The following is a 19119-nucleotide window of genomic DNA, read 5'->3' as shown; positions in this document are numbered from 1 at the left end:
TATTTTTTTGTGTTTTGAGCACCTATTTTTAATAATTACTAATTAATATCATTAATAATTTTTAGTAGGTTTAGTCGTTTAGCTATTAAATTTAACGTGTTGTTATTGTCTTTAATGAGCTGCAAAAATAGCATAATTTAAGTAATGAGTAAGGTAAAATATTATTACGATTCAGAATCGCTTTCCTATCGGAAAATTGAGCGTAAAAAGCGAAAAACATTCAAGTTTATTATGGTTTTTCTCTTAGCCTCTGCGCTTTTCGCTTTTTTATTTGTATTTATTGCTGGTCATTATTTTGAATCTCCAAAGGAAAAAGCGCTTAAACGAGAGCTTACCAACATGCAATTACAGTTTGATTTATTAAATAAAAAAATGAGTGAAGCTGAAACTGTTTTAGCAAATATTGAAGATAGAGACAATAATATTTATCGAGTTTATTTTGAGGCCAACCCTATACCAGAAGAACAAAGACGTGCTGGTTTTGGAGGGATAAACCGCTATAAGAATTTAGAGGGCTATGATAATTCTTCACTAATCGCTGAAACAAGTCAACGTTTGGATGTTTTACAAAAACAAATTGTAGTACAATCTAAATCGCTTGATGAAATAGCAATTTTAGCCGAAGAAAAAGAAAAATTATTAGCCGCAATTCCCGCAATACAACCTGTAAGTAATAAAGATTTAACACGAATGGCTTCTGGCTATGGTATGCGTACGGATCCTTTTACAAAAGCAAGAAAAATGCATAAAGGGATGGATTTTACTGCACCAAGAGGCACTCCAATTTATGCTAGTGGCGACGGAAAAGTAATAAGAGCAGATTCTGGATCTAGCGGTTATGGCAAGCACATACGTATAGACCATGGTTTTGGTTACGTTAGCTTATACGCACATTTATACAAATACAATGTGCGAAAAAACCAGAAAGTAAAACGAGGAGATTTAATAGGCTTTGTTGGAAGTACTGGTCGTTCTGAAGCGCCTCATTTACATTATGAAATACGTAAGGATGGCAATAACATAAACCCCATAAACTTTTATTATGGAAGTTTAACACCAGAGGAATTTAATAAGTTATTAGAACACGCCTCGTTAGAAAATCAATCTTTAGACTAATGCACATAGATTTACCTGAAAAACGATATTATGGTATTGGCGAAGTCGCCAAGGCTTTTGGCGTAAACACATCGTTAATTAGATTTTGGGAAAAGGAGTTTGACATTCTAAAACCTAAAAAAAACGCTAAAGGCAATAGAAAGTTTACACCAGAAGATATAAAAAATCTTAAATTTATTTACCATCTCGTAAAAGAAAGAGGTTTTACTTTAGAAGGCGCTAAAACGCACTTAAAAGAAGAAAAAAAACAAGCACTTAGTAATTTTGAAATTGTTAGTAAGTTAGAAAATATTAAGAATCAACTTATCCAGATTAAAGAACATCTTTAAACTTACTTTTAATTATTCTAAAGGCCAAAACTTCAAATATATTAGTTTATTATTTACTTTTATACCAACTTAAAGTAACTTTTTAAATACTTTTGAGTCTAACTATTAACTAACATTTATTAAATTTTTTTTATTATGAAAAAATGGATTTTACCCGTTGTGATTATTTTAATCCTCGGGATTTTTGGGGTTAAAACCTACAATTCTTTGATAGGTCTTGATGAAAACGTAAATGAAGCATGGGGAAAGGTAGAAAGTTCATACCAGAGACGATCTGATTTAATTGGCAACCTAGTTAAAACCGTGCAAGGTGCTGCAGACTTTGAAAGAGGAACGCTTAAAGACGTTATAGAAGCAAGAGCAAAAGCAACATCAATGAATATTGATCCTTCTAATTTAACACAAGAACAAATAGCGAAATTTAGCGAAGTACAGAGCGGCTTATCTGGTGCATTAAAAAGTCTTTTAGTAACTGTAGAGCGCTACCCTGACCTAAAAGCGAATAAAAATTTCCTTGAATTACAATCTCAATTAGAGGGTACTGAAAACAGAATAAATGTTGTGAGAGACAGGTTTAATGAAACTGTAAAGCCTTACAATGCAACTATTAGGTCTTTTCCAAATAATTTATTTGCAGGGTTTATGGGCTTTGATAAAAAAGCATATTTTGAATCTGATGCTGGTGCAGATAAAGCGCCTGATGTTGATTTTGATTTCAAATAATTTTTAGATTTAATTTGTGATTATCCTAATATGTCTAAAATTGAAGATTTTCTTTCTGTTGAAGAAGAACAAGAAATTGTTGAAGCCATACGCGTAGCAGAATTAAATACTTCTGGCGAAATTCGTGTGCATATAGAAAAAACATCACAAGGCGATGCTACTCATCGTGCTTTGGAGTTATTTCATATATTAAAAATGGATAACACCAAACTTCAAAATGCTGTTTTAATTTATGTTGCTGTTGATGACAAAACTTTTGTAATTTATGGTGACAAAGGTATTAATGCGCTTGTAGAAACCGATTTTTGGGATAGCACAAAGGATGCAATACAATCTCATTTTAAAAAAGAACACTTTAAGCAAGGCTTAATTGAAGGCATTTTAAAATCTGGAGAACAATTAAAAAAGTACTTCCCTTATGAAAGTGATGACACCAATGAGTTGACTAACGAAATTTCTAAAGGATAGGTTTTAGTATGGAGTATTTAGTATTCAGTTCGCAGTCGCAGTTTAAGATAAACAATAAAAATCTTTTTGCTTTACTACTTATATTTTTTTCTTTAAGTAGTGCTTTTGCTCAGTATAATATTCCTGAAAAGCCTTCAAAAGCAAATCCAGATGCGGTTTATGATTATTACAAACTATTGTCTCCTTCTGAAAAAAATCAGCTAGAACAAAAATTAATTAAATATTCGGATACCACTTCAACTCAAATTGTAGTCGCTATTATAGCTTCAACCGAAGGTGAAAACATAAACTACCTAGGTGCCCAATGGGGACAAAAGTGGGGTATCGGACAAGCAAAAGAGGATAATGGTGTTCTTATTTTATTGGCAAGAGACGACCGAAGGATTGCTATAAATACAGGATATGGTATGGAGCATTTATTAACCGATGCTATGTCTAAACGTATTATAGAAAGAGACATTATCCCTTACTTTAAACAGAATAATTATTATGGCGGACTAAACAGAGGGGTTGATGCTGTTTTTGAAGTTATGAATGGTGAGTATAAAGGCACAAGACAATCATTTGGTGGTGGATTTCCTATCGGATTAATTTTTATGTTGTTCTTTATTTTCATCATCATATTAATCTCTGTATCTAAAAATAGACGCGGTGGCGGAAATAGTGGTGGTCGCACAGGTGGCGTTGATGGAAGAGACTTACTAGAAGCCATTATTTTAAGCAACATGGGGCGCGGTAGTTTCCGCAGAGGCTCTAGTGGTTGGGGCGGTAGCTCTGGCGGCGGTTGGTCTTCAGGTGGCGGTGGCGGCTTTGGCGGCGGCTTCGGTGGTGGTGGCTTTGGTGGCGGTGGTGCTTCTGGAGGTTGGTAATTATGAAAAAAATAAACCTTATAATAATTTCTATTTTAGTTTTACTGTCGTGTAAAACGAGAACTAATACTCCTGTTGTAAAATATCAACCTGTTGTACTAGATTATGCTGGCTTATTCTCTAAAAGCCAGAAGGATTCTTTATCACAAAAAATTATAACTTATGAAACTATTTCTACTAACGAAATTTGCGTTTATACTATAGACTCGCTTCCCAAAAATACAGCAGTTCATTCTCATGCTACAACATTAGCAAACACTTTAGGCGTTGGCAAAAAGGAAAAAGATAATGGCTTACTCATACTAATTTCAAAATATGATAGAGATATTGCTATTGCCACAGGTTATGGTACTGAACAACTAATCTCAGATTATGATTGCAAAAACGTTATCGATAACACAATGGTGCCTCATTTTAAAAAAGGCGATTTTTTTCAAGGCACTATTGAAGCTATAGACGCTTTAATTATACTTTGGCAGGAATAATTATCTGTGCGTATTTAAACCTTATTTATTGATTTCGCTTAGTAATATCTTTTTTAAACTAGCATTAGGCATTTGCCTAAGTTTGGGTTTAATTACGTTGCCGGCTCTGTCTACCAAAGTGTAATGAGGAATGCCCGAGATATTGAATTTTTTTGCCAAATAATTCCACTCATCGTCTGAAACCCTATAATGTTCGCCATTAATATTTGCAATAGCGTTATTCCAGGTTTTTTCTGGTGATGTTTGGTTGGTAACATACAAAAACACCACATCCTCATTTGCCATTTCTTCTTTTAATGGCTTCATTCTTTTAATTCCAGATTTACAAGGACCGCACCATGTTGCCCAAAAATCAACATACACCACTTTACCTTTAAACTTTTCTAACATTGCATCAAACAATTCATCGCCTTCATTTTTATGAACGTTATGAACGGTGTATCCACCTTTAGTTTTATTTATTTCTATGTTTTTCTTTGTTTGCTCATTTAATGCTATTAGGTAGTTTTTTAAAAATGGTACATCTATGTCTTTAGTCAACCTAGTTAACTCAGCATTACTATACACATTAAAATCTTCAAATCTTTTGCTAAGTGATTGCATTTTAATAACATTTTGTAAAAAAGAGTTCTGTTTGCCAAAAAAATCTTTAATCTTTTTATTTCGCGCTGTTATTGATCGCGCTCTGAAAATCTCTGACGCATTATCATTGTATTTATTATAAAAGGCACTAAACACACCAGTAAACTGCTCATTAAACATGCGTTCCTCTTCAATTTCTAATGGAGTTTTAAGTACTCGTAGAGCTTCTACCATTTTAGTCTCTTCGTCGGTTATTTCAATATTTTTCGCTTTAAAATAGTCTGCAACACTTAGAATAAAATGGTTGTGTTTAGGTGTTTTTCCTTCTTTTAAAGCCTTTTGAACTTCTTTAAAGTAATCTTCTTTATAGTTTTTATAAAATCCTCGTTCTACATCACCATATTTTTTATCAAACTTAGCCACTTTAGCCAGTATTTCGGGAGTTTCTATTTGCTTACTCAATTCCACCATATTTAATTCTTCAGCGGTTAGCTCCACACCATTTTTCTGCAAACCATCGGCAATTTCAACCTTAGTTAATCTGGAATTCCCTTGCCCTTTGAATATATCAGCATACATAAGTCTATTGGTAAAAAAGTAATAGCTATTTGACACTACTAATAATTCATTATCAACTATATCTTTTGGCAGAAAATCGTAATACGCATCTTTTACCTCGAACTCTTGATAAGGCATTTTATCCGTTTCTTTTTTAACTTTTTTGTTTTGATACTTCAATGAGCCTCTATACATATCGTAACCTAATAGCTCTTGATAAAACCCTAATTCTAACTCTATATTTTTTATTTGAAGGGCCTTTTGGCTTATAAAGTGTTTCTCTTGATATGCTGAAAGTGCTTTAAGCGTCTTATTTTTTAAATTCACAACTATTTTTTTATAGTCTTCTGGCGAGGTTTCCCCAATTTTCCTTCTATCTGCTCTACCTATACTTATTCTCATCTCTTTTAATGCATCAAGATCTGAATTTACCTGAGCATTATCTCCCATAAAAAGTGATGTCTTTCTATCTACATAATGAAATGTTTCTTTGTTAGGTTCTAAAAAAATTGAAAAAGCATTGGATCCCATTTTTACAAATACGGTCTGCGGATGTGTTAATGGAAATTTTGATTGAAACGTACCATCATCCTTAATTTTTACTAAATGAGATTCTTGGTTGCCTGTAAATGTATTATTTACATGTACCATAAAGGTTTTTTGTTTTATCTTACTTGAAAATCCTTTAATCATTCCGGAGTAGGTTGTGGAGTCTAAACCGAAAGTGATATCTTCAAATGTGGTATCTTCTAATAATCTTAAATTTGGATTATCTACTTTAGTTAAGCTGTAACTTTTAAGAGATTTAGGAGAACTACCAAAAGTAACTTTTCCGTCTTTACCCAATTTTGCATAAATCGTTTTTAAACGATCTCTATTTTCAAGTATAATCGTATATTTTTTACCTTTAACATCAACAGATTTGTAGTTCCAAACCATCCCATCTACAATGGCATATTTTGAATTAAAGCCATAATCCCATCGGTTGCTACCATCTGCTAAAAGCCAATTACCGCGAAGTGCTTTTGGTAATAATAAGCTGTTTTCGTCTTCTTGTAGTGTAATATCGTAAATAAGCCAACCACGTTCTTTTTCTACACCAAAATCAATAGTCTTGACAGTTTTATTTAGTGGTGGAAAATATAATTGATACATTGCTTCTCCTGATGATGGAAAATCATTTCTTTTAAATTTAGCACCTGTTACTTTGGTGACAAATAGTTTGTTATCACCGCTTGCATCTTGGATGTAAGATTCTTTATGTAAATGAAAATAACCCCACGGTAACTTTTTTAGTTTGAAATGTAGCACAGTTGTAGTGTCTAGCATTTCAATTTTTGTGAGTTCTCCTGGGTATGAGGCGAACCCATACTCTGGGTTTTCGATACTTTTTTGCGCGTTGGAATAAAGCGTTATTAACCCTAAAAAAAGAATGATAATGGCATTTTTCATAATTGTTTGTTTAATTGATTGATGATCTAATTGCTAGCAACTATTAATAATGAAATAAATTTAAGACTAAACCTGTATGTTTTTTCTTAATTAATTGATAAATATAAAATATATTTTGTTAAAACTTTAGTTTACTGGTTTTCTAACTTTAATGATATCGCCCTTATCATTTTTATATTCTTCGTACTTAAAAACGGTTGTTGTATCCATACGCTTTCTAACTCTCATAACCTCTCCTTTATCATTTTTATATGCTTCTAGTTTAAAGCCTTTAATAGAATCCAACTTATTTACAACATCAAAATATGGTTTTGCATCTTCATTATTACCTAATTTTTCTAGAATTGAGCCTTTAATAAAATTAGCGTCTCTAGTATCAGGTTTTTTTTCATAGGCTTTATCTGCCCACTGTTTTGCTAAAACTAGATTAGAGGTATCTTTATATGTGTTGAAGTTTTTATTCAACAACTCAGCAGCTCTTTTGTAATCGTAATAACCTCTTTCACTATACTCAAAGTACGTTTTTGCTTTTTCTACAAAATCATTTCGTTTTTCTATGCTGTTACTATCTTTTTCAAGCTGTGTTCTACTAAAATAAAAAGCATTTCTTATTTCCCTTTTTCTATCGTATTCCTCTTCGTGCAAACTTGAATCTACATGCCAGCTTACCAGCACTAAAACTATAAATGTTAAGAATCCTATTAAAATATAATTACTTGTTTTCATTAGCGTCGTTGTGTTTTAAGGTTTCTATAACTTCTATTAAATCGGTACTGGTTAGTTTTAACAATTTTATTTTCTCCAATAAGGCTGGTAACTCATTTTTAAAAAAATCTTTTTTCTCTCTGTTTTTAATTAACCTTACTGCATTTTCAGCAACAAAAAACCCAACGCCCCTTTTGTTTTCAAAAATGTGTTCGGTTTGTAAATAGCTGTAAGTGCGCATTACGGTGTTTCTATTTACCTCGAGTTCTGATGCCAAATCTCGAACAGAAGACACCCTTTCTTTAGGCTGTAATTTCCCCTCTAAGATTTGATTGCAAATACTTTCTGCTATTTGTAAATAGATGCCTTTTGTTGCTTTAAACTCCATATTACAACTCCTTTTCTTTTATTTTAAAATAGGCTAATGGTAATAAAAATAAACTTAAAAAAACTCCCATAACACTAAATGCTACTAGAGCAGTATCATAACCATTACTCAGGTTTCTATTAATTACCTGAATCTTAAATAGATTCACCTTGTTAGGCAGGAATAGATGATAAGAAATTAGTGTAATTAAATATGCGAAAACCAAAAGCCCGCCAAAGACCAATACGGTCTTGAATAACGCATACTTTTTAAAATAACTAGCCCCCGCCAACATAAATGTGGTTAAGGAAAATAGAGACAGTAGCCCTACGTTTCTCTCTAATTTATTTTTTACAAAATCAAGCGAATCTAAGATTCCAAAACTTGGAATATCCATAAAACCGCGGCTATACTCTTGGCTAAACACAAGTGCCGCTAGCCTAAAGCCCAACCAAAAAAACAATAAATACAAAAGATTAAAAATCATTATTCTTAATAAAAATTCATAAAAGAACTTTTCAAAGTTAGATACTGGCAACATTAAATAATTAGAAATCCCTTCTTTTGTTCTAAAAAAACTAAACGAGCTGCCAACTACCACAATTGCAAAAATCAAGTAAGACCAAACGAAATAGCTTACATAATCTGAGTGTTGTTGTTTATAATGATATTTATTTGCATTCTCCTTTAGAATTCTATAATTATCATCCAACAGATAATAACTAACAAAAAACAATACCACAAACATCACCAAGGCAAACAGTACATACTTCTTTTTATGTATTGCCATATCATATTGTATAAACTTAATAAAACGATTTACACTAAAATATTTATTCATAACCTCTTAATTAAAGTTTAATTTCGGCTTTATTTAAAACAGCTTTAAAAAGCATCTCTATATCTATTGGGGTTTCCTCGCCATCCTCTACTGGCATAATAACATCGTAACCGCCTATACTTTTTTCAGAATAAAAAACAGATTTATCTTCTAAGGATACTACTCTTTTAAATTGAAGTTTCTCAACAATAGGCATCATCTCTTCTTCAAAAATAATGTCACCTTTATCAAGAATTACAATTTTATCAATTATAGCTTCAATATCTTTTACTTGATGTGTGGAAATGATAACTAATTGATTTTCATCTACAGAGTTAATCAATACCTTTCTAAACACACTTTTAGAATGTATGTCTAAACCATTTGTCGGCTCATCTAGAAGCAACAATTTACAATTTGTAGCTAATGCAAACGCTATGGTAAACTTTTTTTGCTGGCCATGTGAAAGCTTTTGAAGTTTTTCAGATTCCAATAATTCAAAATCTTCTAGAATACGGCTCATTTTTTCTTGATCGAAATTTTTATAGAGCTTACCGTAAACTTTCGCATACGATTTTATAGAAAGTGAAGGATAGAATGGTGTTTCTGTAACCAAAAACACATCATTTAAAAAATCTGGTTCTCTTTTAAAAGGCTGATGTCCATTTACAACAACCTTTTGCTGCGCAACATCAAGCAATCCAGACATCACTTTTAAAAGCGTGGACTTACCTGCTCCGTTTTTACCAAGCAACCCAACGATATTTCCAGCTTCTTGATTAAAGTTAAGGTCTTTAAACAAACTGTTTTGTTTAGTATAGCCGTAAGAAAGATTTTGAATTGAAATCATAACTAATGTATTAGTGTGCTATTTAAGTATGACACAAAGATATAATTTTTATTGCTAATAACGATACATGTTAATTAAAAACTATTTTTATTTTTCATATGACTGAATTCTAAATAGTCATACATACATAGAATTTGTAAAAATACTTAAAGATATTACCGCTTGTATAACAAAATTAGTAGGTTATTAGCGTAACAAAAAATACATAAAAAGTAAAATAATTGCATTAAATGAGAACGTATCAAACCTAGAATAGTATTAACTATCTATTAAAACGCCCAGTAACATTACCTTCTAAAATACGTGTAACCTCATCAGTTGTTGCATAATTAACATCACCAACATAGGTGTGTTTTAGTGCACAGGCTGCACTTGCAAATTGCATAGCTTTATAATCATCGTAGTATTGCAAGCCATAAATTAATCCTGCTGCAAAGGCATCTCCAGTACCTATTCTATCTACAATATGAGTAATATCAAAATCTTCGGTTTCTCTAAAGTCTTTACCATTCCACATTCTTGCACGTATTTTATGCCAAGACGAATTGATTGACGTTCTTATTTTATCGAAAACCTTTTCTATGGAAGGAAATTTTTCAATTAGTAATTTACTGGCCTCAATAAAGTCTTCGTTAGAGTATCCAAAATTTGTATCTAAGGCCTCGTTCATTTCATTTATACCACCGATAAACACCGTAGAATAGTGTAATAACTCGGTAAGTGCTTTTTTAGGCTCTAAACCATATTGCCATAAACCACTGCGATATGTTGGGTCTGCAGATACTTGAATTCCCTTTTCTCTTGCTAGTTTTAAGCCTTCTTTTAAGGTATTAAAACTGCCTTGGGTTAATGCTGGTGTTATACCCGTCCAATGAAACCAACTACCATTAGCTAAAGCATCTTGCCAATTTACCATCTCTGGTGTAATTTCAGAAAAAGCAGAATGAGAACGATTATAAGAAATTGAACTTGGACGCATTACCGCACCTACTTCTAGAAAATATACTCCTAATGGTCTATTTGTTCTAATTATGGCAGTAGTATCTAAATCAAATTTATTTAAATATGCTATAGCAGTATCTCCAATAAAATCGTTTGATATACATGTAATATGCTTTACATTGGCACCAAAATGCGCGATAGATAAACCTACATTTACTTCGGTACCACCAAAATAAAATTCTAGCGTATTGGCTTGAATAAATTTTTTGTTTCCAAAAGGCGATAAGCGCATTAGTACCTCACCGAATGTTATAATTTGGCTCATATAGCTTATTTATGAGCTAAAAATAGTTAATAATGCTAAGAACTATTTTATTTTTAGGAATTATTTTTTTCGCATGTAAACACTTATAGGCACACCATTAAACCCAAAATTCTCTCGAAGTTTATTTTCTAAAAATCGTTTGTAAGGCTCTTTAACATATTGTGGTAAATTACAAAAGAATGCAAATTGCGGTTGCGGTGTAGGCAATTGCATAATATATTTAATTTTAACAAACTTACCCTTATACGCTGGTGGTGAGTAGTGCTCTATTATAGGTTGTAGTACATCGTTAAGTTCGCTTGTTTTAATCTTTTTAGATCTATTTTTATAAACCTCTACAGCAGTTTCTATCGCTTTGTAAATACGTTGTTTGGTTAGTGCAGAAATAAATACAATAGGTACATCAGTAAAAGGCTCCATTTGTTTTCTTATAGTTTGCTCATATTCTTTTACAGATTTATGATCCTTTTCTACCAAATCCCACTTATTTACTAATACAACGATACCTTTACGATTTCGTTCAGCCAGCCAAAAGATATTTTGTACTTGCCCATCAAAACCTCTATTAGCATCTAACACTAATAAACACACATCGGCATACTCTATAGCGCGTACACTTCGCATTACAGAATAAAATTCTAAATCTTCTTTTACTTTAGATTTTCGTCGTATTCCAGCAGTGTCTACTAAATTAAATTCAAACCCAAAACGGTTGTATTTGGTATCGATAGAATCTCTAGTAGTTCCTGCAATATCTGTAACTATATATCTATCCTCACCAATTAAAGCATTTATAAATGAAGATTTCCCCGCATTAGGGCGACCTACAACTGCAAAACGTGGTAAATCCTCTTCTTCAACCTCTTCCTTTTCAGGTAAAGCCTCTACTAAAGCATCTAATAATTCTCCTGTACCACTTCCGTTTATACTCGCAACCGTATAATAATCACCCAATCCTAAAGCATAAAATTCTACAGCATCTTCGGCACGTTTACCGTTATCCACTTTGTTTATTACTAAAAATACAGGTTTCTTAACCTTTCGTAATAAGCCGGCAACATCTTCATCCATTCCAGTTACGCCATCTTCAACATCAACCATAAAAATAATAGCATCCGCTTCATCTATGGCTAATTCTACTTGCTTATCAATTTCAGCTTCAAAAATATCATCGCTTCCAACTACATAGCCACCTGTATCTATTAATGAAAACTCTTTTCCGTTCCATTCACATTTTCCATAGTGTCGGTCTCTTGTAACACCACTTACGGCATCAACAATAGCCTCTCTTTTTTGAATCATACGATTAAAAAAGGTAGACTTACCCACATTTGGCCTTCCTACTATAGCAACTATATTACTCATATTCTTAGAATTGGCTGCAAAGGTAACACTTAATATTGAAGAAAAAACAGTAATTTACAATACAAACGGATACTATATGTCTACTAAGAATGATATTATTTTAAGACCGCGATTTAAAATTGAATTAAACGAAAGTAATACTACTATATTAAACCGATTTGAGGATTTAAAAAGCACGCAAAATAGTGTTGTTATATCAAGAATTGATACTCATGTTTTTATTAAATATCAAAAAAAAGAGCAAAACTTCTGGTCACCACAGTTACACCTAGAAATTGATGAAGTTACTACTAACTCTAGCTTACTACATGGGTTATTTGGCCCAAACCCTACCGTATGGACACTTTTTATGTTTTTGCATTTTATAATAGCATCGCTTTTTATAGCTTTTAGTATTTGGGCGTATACCAATTGGCGTTTAAAAACTGATTTTATCGTACAAATAAGCCTAATGGTGTTTATGATAATTATATGGTTTGCATTATATTTTGCTGGTCGGATAGGAAGAGATACTAGCAAAAAAGAAATGCTACAACTTCGTGATGTTATGAATAAGGTATTAAAACAAAAAAGCCTTGATTGATAAGAACCAATCAAAGCTTTTAAAACTAACTCAAACTAAACTTAACTAAATATTAAGATATACAAATATTAGCTTTTTGTACGACCTAAAAGTTACCTAATCAAGAAGTTATTATTAGATTAAGTTTAAATTACATACATATAAAATCATACAAAAATTTATTTTGAATAGATGTTTAAAGTAGCATCGTCTGGAAACTCATTTGAAACAACGAGTAATGTTTTACCGTTAGGGCTATCTTCTGGATTTATAATTAATAATCCTTCTGGAGATGTGTTTCTTAATCTTTGCACAAAGAAAGGATTATGAATATCAGTAATATTATAAATTAAAACATCTCCGCTTCTTTCTAGTCCTATAGCAGCATAGGTATTAGCGCCTTCAATATAAGTAATTACCGATTCGGGTTCAGTGCCTTTATCGTCTGATCTATTTTCTGGATAATTTCCAAAATCAAATAATGCCATTAACGTAAATTCATTTCCAGAATCAAACATCAATTCACCTGAGGTGTTCCATATAGAAAATGAACGCCCACCGTAGCCATATATTTGATCAATATCACCATCGCCATCTAAATCGCCATTAGCTGTTGTAATTTTTAAACGTCCTAGGTTTTCATCCATAGCCAAAGTTTCTGGGTCTGGATAAGCATCAGGATCTAAAATTACTCCATCGTTTATTAAATCATCACCTCTTGCTTCTTCAGAATAACCATCATAATCTCTAGCATCTCCTTCATTAGCTGTAATAATATAACCCATGCCACCTAATTCAAAATAATCAATAGCATCTGGTTGATAATAACTTTCTACAGGCCAAAAATTTAGATTACCTATTGTGTCGTCTCTATCGCTTAAATCAAAAGCAACTTCACTGTAATCTTTGGTTCCTAACGGATAAATATCTGTAATAGTTTGAGACTCTATATCTAATTTTGCAATACCATTGTTCTCTTGTAATGCAATAAATGCTGTTTTAGAATCTAAAGAAACTGTAATATATTCTGGTTCTACATCTGTACTTAAATCGGCACCAGGTCCAAAAACTCTAAAACCATTCTCTTCAAGAGTGGCCTCCTCAGTATTAAACGCATCGAAATAAATTTGGGTAGCCGTTTTAGTTGCAACATCAATTAATGTAATTGATCCTTTAGGGTCTACATCATAGTCATCATTGGGTTCACCTTCATTAGCAGATAAAATATATTTTCCATCTGGCGTAAAAGTAACCATATCGGGTAGTGCACCTGCAGTAATATTTGCATAAGGTGTTGTTAAATCGTCTGTTTTAAAAATTACAACACTACCATTGTTAGTAGCTTCTTCTGCTTCTACAGCAATTGCTAAATACCCATTTTGGCAAGCTACAGAATTTACATTTCCACCATATATAGTTATATCTATTGGATTAGCAATTACTGGGGCATTTACATTAGAAATGTTGATAACCTCAACTTCTTTTGCTTCAGAATTTGTTGAAAACACAGTTTGTGTTGTAACATCATAAGCTGAGATTTCTGGTACACCATCTCCAAAGGCAATTTTTGAGACTGTTGCAAAATAGGTAACATCTATACCGTCTTGCCCGTCCATTCCATCTTCACCTTTAAAATCTTCTTCTACACAAGATAGAAAGGTAAAACAAGCGATTAGCGCGATACTAAATAATTTAAATACGTTTTTAAGTTTCATTATAAAAAGATTGATTAATTAATCCTCTAAGATGAAACTAAAGTGTAAACTAAATGTTAGGTTAAAAAAAAGATAGTGTTAGAATTTACTTGCTATTGTAACCAAAACGTTTCAGTTGGTTTTGATTACTACGCCAATTTTTATTCACTTTTACATATAATTCTAAGTGAATCTGCTTTCCAAAGAAGATTTCTAAATCTTTTCTAGCCTCTACCCCTACTCGTTTTAATGCGCTACCTTTATGGCCTATTATAATACCTTTTTGAGTCTCTCGCTCAACCATAATTACAGATCGCATACGAATGATGTTTTCTTCTTCAAAAAACTCTTCGGTTTCTATTTCTACAGCATAAGGAATTTCTTTTTTATAGTGAAGTAGAATTTTTTCTCTAATTTTTTCGTTTATAAAAAAACGCTCGGGCTTATCTGTTAATTGGTCTTTTGGGTAAAATGCTGGAGATTCTGGTAATAGATCTAAAATACGATTAAACACTTCTTTTACATTAAAACCTCTTAAGGCAGAAATTGGAAAAATCTCTGCATTTGGTACTTTTTGTGACCATAGTTGTACTTGATCTTCTAATTGCTCTTGGTTTGAAGTATCTATTTTATTTAATAATAATATTACTGGAATTTTAGAATTGGTGATCTTATTAAAAAAGGCTTCATCTTTTAAGTTTTGCTCACCAATTTCTACCATATAAATTAAAATATCTGCATCTTCAAAAGCAGATTTTACAAAATCCATCATAGAGGCTTGAAGTTGGTAAGCTGGTTTAATAATGCCTGGAGTATCACTAAGTACTACCTGAAAATCATCACCATTTACAATACCTAAAATACGATGCCTTGTGGTTTGCGCTTTAGAAGTAATTATAGATAATTTTTCACCTACAAATGCATTCATCAACGTAGACTTACCAACATTTGGGTTACCTATTATGTTTACAAAACCAGCTTTATGACTCATATTTAAAATTTATTACAAATTTACAATCTATTTACATTCAAACTACTACAAATAAAAAAACAGGAAGCTAATAACTTCCTGTTTTTAAAATATTATAAAATAAATAATTATTTATCTAGAATTTCTATTAATTCAACTTCAAAAACTAAAGCTGAAAAAGGTTTAATTACACCACCTGGTCTAGGGTTAGCGCCATATGCTAATTCTTGTGGAATAAAGAATTTATATTTAGAACCCTCGCTCATTAATTGCAACCCTTCAATCCATCCTGGAATTACTTGCGTAACACCAAACTCTGTTGGCTCTCCTCTATCAACAGAACTATCAAAAACAGTACCGTCTGTTAATGTTCCATGATAGTGCACTTTTACTTTATCTTCGGCAGTTGGTTTTTTACCATTCCCTTCTTTAAGAACAACGTATTGCAAACCACTCTCTGTAGTTAATACACCTTCGTTAGCTACATTTTCTTTTAAAAATTTCTCTCCTGCTGCTTTATTAGCTCCAAATTTCTTTTCAGCTTCTTTGGCAGCGCGTTCTTGCTGTCTTTTCATGATTTTCTCACGATTTTTTTCAAAGTAGCTTTGTATAATACCTTGAGAGGCTGTTTTATCTATCAAAACATCTGCAGAATCTAAAACATTAAAATATCCAGCGATAAACAAATCACTATTAATATCTTCAATTTGAGATGATACACTTGTACCTACATCCATTCCAATAGCATAACTCACTGAATCTATTTCAGTTTTTAAAGCATCTTTAGTAACTGCTCCGGGTTTTTTTTCACAAGAAGCAAAACTTATAATTAATGCTAGAATTGATAGTTTAATTAATTTCATAATCTATACTAATTTTTTAATTGCGACCAAAAGTAACAAAATTAAGCACATTAAAAAAATGTATTAACGTTCTGTTTAAAAAATAAAATAATTAAAAAAAGGCTATAAATTTGATCACTATTTAGAGGGAACATATTAGCGTTTAGGATCAAAATCTGGGTGACTCGTTAAAATAAATTTATCTAATTTAAAGCCATCTTCTCGCATTGAAAAAAATATTACGTGTTCTCCTGCTTCTTTTACTTCTAGAAATATAGTTTTAGGTGTACCACAATGGTTTTCTGGAACCCTTTGTGCCGAAGACCACGTCCACTTATGTTTCCCTTTACACAACTGGATACGCTGTCCGCTTTCTGGCCAATCCCCATCAATACCTACATGAACACCATTATCTTCTGGCCCGCTAGAATATGCCTTTACCCAAACGTAATATTTTCCCGGTGTATCGATTTTAACTTTGTAACCCACCAAACCTCCAGAACCCGGTATTGGGAAGAAATTTTCTCCACGAATGAGTTTATCATCATGTGTTTTTCTAGTATCAGGTAAAGCTTCTATATAACTTTCTCCACTTGCTGTTTTGGAGTGATTTGAAATATCTAAAAAGGGAGTGTGTCCTTTTAAAGAGCGCACATACCATTCTCGCGGACTATAATTATTTGAGTTAAAATGAAAATTTTCAGCCTCTACTGCTAGAATATCATTTTGAACCAAATAAGGGGTAGCATTCTGTAACTCTCTATTTTGCAATATATTACTTTTTACAAAGGATATGCCATTCCACCTACCTCTAGACCAAGCTGTACCTCCTTTTTCTGGAAGTGTACCATTAGTATGCGCATTTGATGCTATAGTTATTGTATCATTGGTTTTTAAATACAATGTGCCCATATTAAGTTTTATTGCTTTAAATGATTCTGTAACCTTTGGGTTACTTGCACTTTTTACTTTAGTATGATTTATACTTACGTGATATGTAGATTCTCCATCCTGTTCTGCCATAGTATGCAGTACAACATTATACATACCTGTTTTACCTTTAAAAATAGTACTGGCACTTGCAAAACCTTTTCTCTGAGGTTCTTTAGAAGCATTTATAGCTAAAGCCTTATTCTTTTTATCTTTATAATAGTTTGTTTTAGTAGTAACCTTAGATGTAAAATCTGTTAACGCATTTAGTAATATTCTATTAGCATCACTTGAGGCATTAGAAATTACATCAGACTGACGCTTAATAAGTGCAACCCAGTCTTTTTCTTTATTTGGAGGCATACCAATAGAAATATGCTTACCTCCTTTTAATGTTTTTACTTTACCTTTTTGTAAGCTACCTCCTGTTCTTGGGTTGTACCAGCGCACAGAAAACTTTCCAGAAACTCCTGTGAGATTTAATGTAGTAGCTTTAACTTTTGGCAAGTAAACAGCATAAATCTCTCCATGCTTTGCAAGTACATAATCGTCTAAATTATCAGTTGCATCATCAAGAGTAACCATGTCTTGAAATGGTATATGAATTTTAAAAAAATGTAGGGCATGTTTAGTTTGTTCCCAAAGGTTGTCTCTAGAGCGCCAATCTTCGCAATTTAAATCATTGTTAGCATATTTATACCCAAAATACCACTCTACACCAGCACCACCTGCCATTAAATTTCCCCATAACACTTGGTGTCTTATTGCGTCATGTTCAGGATCGTCTGCATCTGGTTTGGCTCCTGTGTGAGCAGGCCCAATTTCATCCTGCATTACTACCCAAGGTTTACCAAAATTACTAGATTTAGAAATCCATTTTTTTGCGATTTCATGAACATCTGATGGGTGCTTAATTTGTAAAGACGGCCCATCTAAATACCTGTAACCCAAAAGCGGATTTAAAATATGATCTTGCGCATGACTTACTGCATGTGTATGCAATAAAACTAAGTTTTTATATGGGTCATGTGTTTTTATGTATTTAGACATCGCCTTTCTATCTGCATCATTTTGAGCTTTTGGTGCCCAATTTTGCCATCCATTTTCTTCACCCAAATTCCAAATAACCCCAAGGTGATGTGAAAATCTTGCTATTAATTCTCTATAATAGAGTTTACGCTGGGTTTTTAACTCACCAATATCCAACAGCAGTTCGTTTTCTGTTTCTTGAGTAACTATATGCAGCATTAAACCCAAATTGTCCATGTGATCAAACACCTTTTCCCATTGGTCTAGTTTACTACAATCAAATCGATATCTTTCGTTTTCATCCGTCCATGGCCACACATCGTTACCATCACCTTGAACATTCATTGTTAAAAAATACACCGAATTCATCTCTTTTGAAGCTAAATAATTTAACGCTCCAATAATGTTTTTGCCTTTTCCATTTTTCCAAGTAGGATCTCCATTTCTCCAATCTTTAGCATGAGGTACGTATTTATGAGATGCAGGAGTTTGGTCAAATTCAAAAAAAGCAAGGAAGTTTTCTGGGCTATCAGCACCACCTTTGATAAATGCATCTTTTGTGTCAGCATATTTTAAGTACCTGCTGTCATCGTATATTAACCGTCCTTTTTGTTTAAAACTAGAGCCTTCTTTACTAGCTTCATCTATATTGAATTCACCTCTAACACCATTAAAACTTACTGGCTCACCCGCATAAATATCATCGCTTATGGCAATATTTTTTCCTGTTCTAAAAAACACCTCGTACTCCCATTTACCAACAGCATCTGGCATAAATCGAACCTGCCAAATCTTACCCGAAGTAGCACTAGTTTCTGCGGCGTTACCATCTGCTGCAAAAAAACCTGGCACTGTAAATACTCTGCCATTATTTTTAAAAATAACATTTAACCGATAGTTTAAAAAGGGATTATTGGCATCGTTTTCTGTAATATCGTCGCCTTCAAAATTTAAGGTTATTTTTTCCCACTTTTTTAATTGTCCCTCAATAGAAACATTTTGAGCAAAAGATTGAAATATTACAATAAGTGATAGAACTAGCGTAAGGTTAATATACTTCATCATTATTACATCTTAGGAGTTAGTATTACACTCACGAAAATAGAAACATTTATTAAAAAATAATTTTTTAGTCT

The 19119-nt window shown here is 32.5% G+C and carries 18 protein-coding genes; 7 read left to right on the top strand and 11 right to left on the bottom strand.

Annotation, left to right across the window (positions count from 1 at the left end; all coding sequences use genetic code 11):
• Positions 1–144: 144 nt before the first annotated feature.
• The 6 genes from ACKGJY_RS12645 to ACKGJY_RS12620 all read left to right on the top strand — a co-directional run bounded on the left by ACKGJY_RS12645 (position 145) and on the right by ACKGJY_RS12620 (position 3990).
• Positions 145–1116: a M23 family metallopeptidase gene (locus ACKGJY_RS12645; protein ID WP_413974263.1), complete on the top strand. Its 972-nt coding sequence runs from the start codon at positions 145–147 to the stop codon at positions 1114–1116.
• Positions 1116–1445, top strand: coding sequence for a MerR family transcriptional regulator (locus ACKGJY_RS12640; RefSeq protein WP_413974262.1), 330 nt, complete (start codon positions 1116–1118; stop codon positions 1443–1445). Before ACKGJY_RS12645 ends, ACKGJY_RS12640 begins: the two co-directional genes overlap by 1 nt.
• A 135-nt stretch (positions 1446–1580) precedes the next feature.
• On the top strand, positions 1581–2168 hold the full coding sequence (locus tag ACKGJY_RS12635) for a LemA family protein (protein WP_413974261.1): 588 nt from the start codon (positions 1581–1583) through the stop codon (positions 2166–2168).
• A gap of 30 nt (positions 2169–2198) precedes the next feature.
• Positions 2199–2636, top strand: coding sequence for a TPM domain-containing protein (locus tag ACKGJY_RS12630; RefSeq protein ID WP_413974260.1), 438 nt, complete (start codon positions 2199–2201; stop codon positions 2634–2636).
• Between the two features lie 8 nt (positions 2637–2644).
• Positions 2645–3505: a TPM domain-containing protein gene (locus tag ACKGJY_RS12625; RefSeq protein ID WP_413974259.1), complete on the top strand. Its 861-nt coding sequence runs from the start codon at positions 2645–2647 to the stop codon at positions 3503–3505.
• Between the two features lie 2 nt (positions 3506–3507).
• Positions 3508–3990: a TPM domain-containing protein gene (locus tag ACKGJY_RS12620; protein WP_413974258.1), complete on the top strand. Its 483-nt coding sequence runs from the start codon at positions 3508–3510 to the stop codon at positions 3988–3990.
• A gap of 21 nt (positions 3991–4011) precedes the next feature.
• Here ACKGJY_RS12620 and ACKGJY_RS12615 read toward each other — a convergent pair whose 3' ends face one another.
• The 7 genes from ACKGJY_RS12615 to der all read right to left on the bottom strand — a co-directional run bounded on the left by ACKGJY_RS12615 (position 4012) and on the right by der (position 11956).
• Complete coding sequence (locus ACKGJY_RS12615) at positions 4012–6582, bottom strand: TlpA family protein disulfide reductase (protein WP_413974257.1); 2571 nt, start codon at positions 6580–6582, stop codon at positions 4012–4014.
• Positions 6583–6708: 126 nt separating this feature from the next.
• Positions 6709–7308, bottom strand: coding sequence for a hypothetical protein (locus tag ACKGJY_RS12610; protein WP_413974256.1), 600 nt, complete (start codon positions 7306–7308; stop codon positions 6709–6711).
• Positions 7295–7675 carry a GntR family transcriptional regulator gene (locus ACKGJY_RS12605; protein WP_413974255.1) on the bottom strand — a complete coding sequence of 127 codons (381 nt, stop codon included), beginning with the start codon at positions 7673–7675 and terminating at the stop codon, positions 7295–7297. The genes ACKGJY_RS12610 and ACKGJY_RS12605 overlap by 14 nt, the downstream gene beginning before the upstream one ends.
• A gap of 1 nt (position 7676) precedes the next feature.
• A complete protein-coding gene (locus ACKGJY_RS12600; protein ID WP_413974254.1) occupies positions 7677–8495 on the bottom strand; it encodes a hypothetical protein in 819 nt (272 codons plus the stop codon).
• A gap of 10 nt (positions 8496–8505) precedes the next feature.
• Positions 8506–9324, bottom strand: a complete 819-nt coding sequence (locus ACKGJY_RS12595; RefSeq protein ID WP_413974253.1) for an ATP-binding cassette domain-containing protein — start codon at positions 9322–9324, stop codon at positions 8506–8508.
• Between the two features lie 262 nt (positions 9325–9586).
• Positions 9587–10591, bottom strand: a complete 1005-nt coding sequence (locus ACKGJY_RS12590; protein WP_413974252.1) for a sugar kinase — start codon at positions 10589–10591, stop codon at positions 9587–9589.
• Positions 10592–10651: 60 nt separating this feature from the next.
• Positions 10652–11956 carry a ribosome biogenesis GTPase Der gene (der, locus tag ACKGJY_RS12585; protein ID WP_413974251.1) on the bottom strand — a complete coding sequence of 435 codons (1305 nt, stop codon included), beginning with the start codon at positions 11954–11956 and terminating at the stop codon, positions 10652–10654.
• Between the two features lie 10 nt (positions 11957–11966).
• Here der and ACKGJY_RS12580 point away from each other — a divergent pair, with 10 nt between their 5' ends.
• Entirely contained in the window at positions 11967–12539 is a 573-nt protein-coding gene (locus ACKGJY_RS12580; protein ID WP_413974250.1) for a GTP-binding protein, read from the top strand.
• A gap of 158 nt (positions 12540–12697) precedes the next feature.
• On the opposite strand, the gene ACKGJY_RS12575 is transcribed toward ACKGJY_RS12580, so the two are convergent.
• The 4 genes from ACKGJY_RS12575 to ACKGJY_RS12560 form a co-directional block, all read right to left on the bottom strand.
• A complete protein-coding gene (locus ACKGJY_RS12575; protein WP_413974249.1) occupies positions 12698–14233 on the bottom strand; it encodes a choice-of-anchor I family protein in 1536 nt (511 codons plus the stop codon).
• Between the two features lie 85 nt (positions 14234–14318).
• On the bottom strand, positions 14319–15203 hold the full coding sequence (gene era / locus ACKGJY_RS12570; protein ID WP_413974248.1) for a GTPase Era: 885 nt from the start codon (positions 15201–15203) through the stop codon (positions 14319–14321).
• 107 nt (positions 15204–15310) lie between these two features.
• Positions 15311–16045: an FKBP-type peptidyl-prolyl cis-trans isomerase gene (locus ACKGJY_RS12565; protein WP_413974247.1), complete on the bottom strand. Its 735-nt coding sequence runs from the start codon at positions 16043–16045 to the stop codon at positions 15311–15313.
• A gap of 135 nt (positions 16046–16180) precedes the next feature.
• Positions 16181–19048 carry a DUF5060 domain-containing protein gene (locus ACKGJY_RS12560; protein ID WP_413974246.1) on the bottom strand — a complete coding sequence of 956 codons (2868 nt, stop codon included), beginning with the start codon at positions 19046–19048 and terminating at the stop codon, positions 16181–16183.
• Positions 19049–19119 lie beyond the last annotated feature (71 nt).

The sequence above is a fragment of the Hyunsoonleella sp. 2307UL5-6 genome, from assembly GCF_047345485.1.
Classification (GTDB): domain Bacteria; phylum Bacteroidota; class Bacteroidia; order Flavobacteriales; family Flavobacteriaceae; genus Jejuia.
The sequence above is the reverse complement of the archived record's forward strand: the minus strand, read 5'-3'. Positions and strand labels throughout refer to the sequence as shown.

Coding starts and splice junctions, on each gene's coding strand:
- ACKGJY_RS12645 (WP_413974263.1), top strand. CDS start 145: ATGAGTAAGGTAAAATATTATTACGATTCAGAATCGCTTTCCTATCGG.
- ACKGJY_RS12640 (WP_413974262.1), top strand. CDS start 1,116: ATGCACATAGATTTACCTGAAAAACGATATTATGGTATTGGCGAAGTC.
- ACKGJY_RS12635 (WP_413974261.1), top strand. CDS start 1,581: ATGAAAAAATGGATTTTACCCGTTGTGATTATTTTAATCCTCGGGATT.
- ACKGJY_RS12630 (WP_413974260.1), top strand. CDS start 2,199: ATGTCTAAAATTGAAGATTTTCTTTCTGTTGAAGAAGAACAAGAAATT.
- ACKGJY_RS12625 (WP_413974259.1), top strand. CDS start 2,645: ATGGAGTATTTAGTATTCAGTTCGCAGTCGCAGTTTAAGATAAACAAT.
- ACKGJY_RS12620 (WP_413974258.1), top strand. CDS start 3,508: ATGAAAAAAATAAACCTTATAATAATTTCTATTTTAGTTTTACTGTCG.
- ACKGJY_RS12615 (WP_413974257.1), bottom strand. CDS start 6,582: ATGAAAAATGCCATTATCATTCTTTTTTTAGGGTTAATAACGCTTTAT.
- ACKGJY_RS12610 (WP_413974256.1), bottom strand. CDS start 7,308: ATGAAAACAAGTAATTATATTTTAATAGGATTCTTAACATTTATAGTT.
- ACKGJY_RS12605 (WP_413974255.1), bottom strand. CDS start 7,675: ATGGAGTTTAAAGCAACAAAAGGCATCTATTTACAAATAGCAGAAAGT.
- ACKGJY_RS12600 (WP_413974254.1), bottom strand. CDS start 8,495: ATGAATAAATATTTTAGTGTAAATCGTTTTATTAAGTTTATACAATAT.
- ACKGJY_RS12595 (WP_413974253.1), bottom strand. CDS start 9,324: ATGATTTCAATTCAAAATCTTTCTTACGGCTATACTAAACAAAACAGT.
- ACKGJY_RS12590 (WP_413974252.1), bottom strand. CDS start 10,591: ATGAGCCAAATTATAACATTCGGTGAGGTACTAATGCGCTTATCGCCT.
- der (WP_413974251.1), bottom strand. CDS start 11,956: ATGAGTAATATAGTTGCTATAGTAGGAAGGCCAAATGTGGGTAAGTCT.
- ACKGJY_RS12575 (WP_413974249.1), bottom strand. CDS start 14,233: ATGAAACTTAAAAACGTATTTAAATTATTTAGTATCGCGCTAATCGCT.
- era (WP_413974248.1), bottom strand. CDS start 15,203: ATGAGTCATAAAGCTGGTTTTGTAAACATAATAGGTAACCCAAATGTT.
- ACKGJY_RS12565 (WP_413974247.1), bottom strand. CDS start 16,045: ATGAAATTAATTAAACTATCAATTCTAGCATTAATTATAAGTTTTGCT.
- ACKGJY_RS12560 (WP_413974246.1), bottom strand. CDS start 19,048: ATGATGAAGTATATTAACCTTACGCTAGTTCTATCACTTATTGTAATA.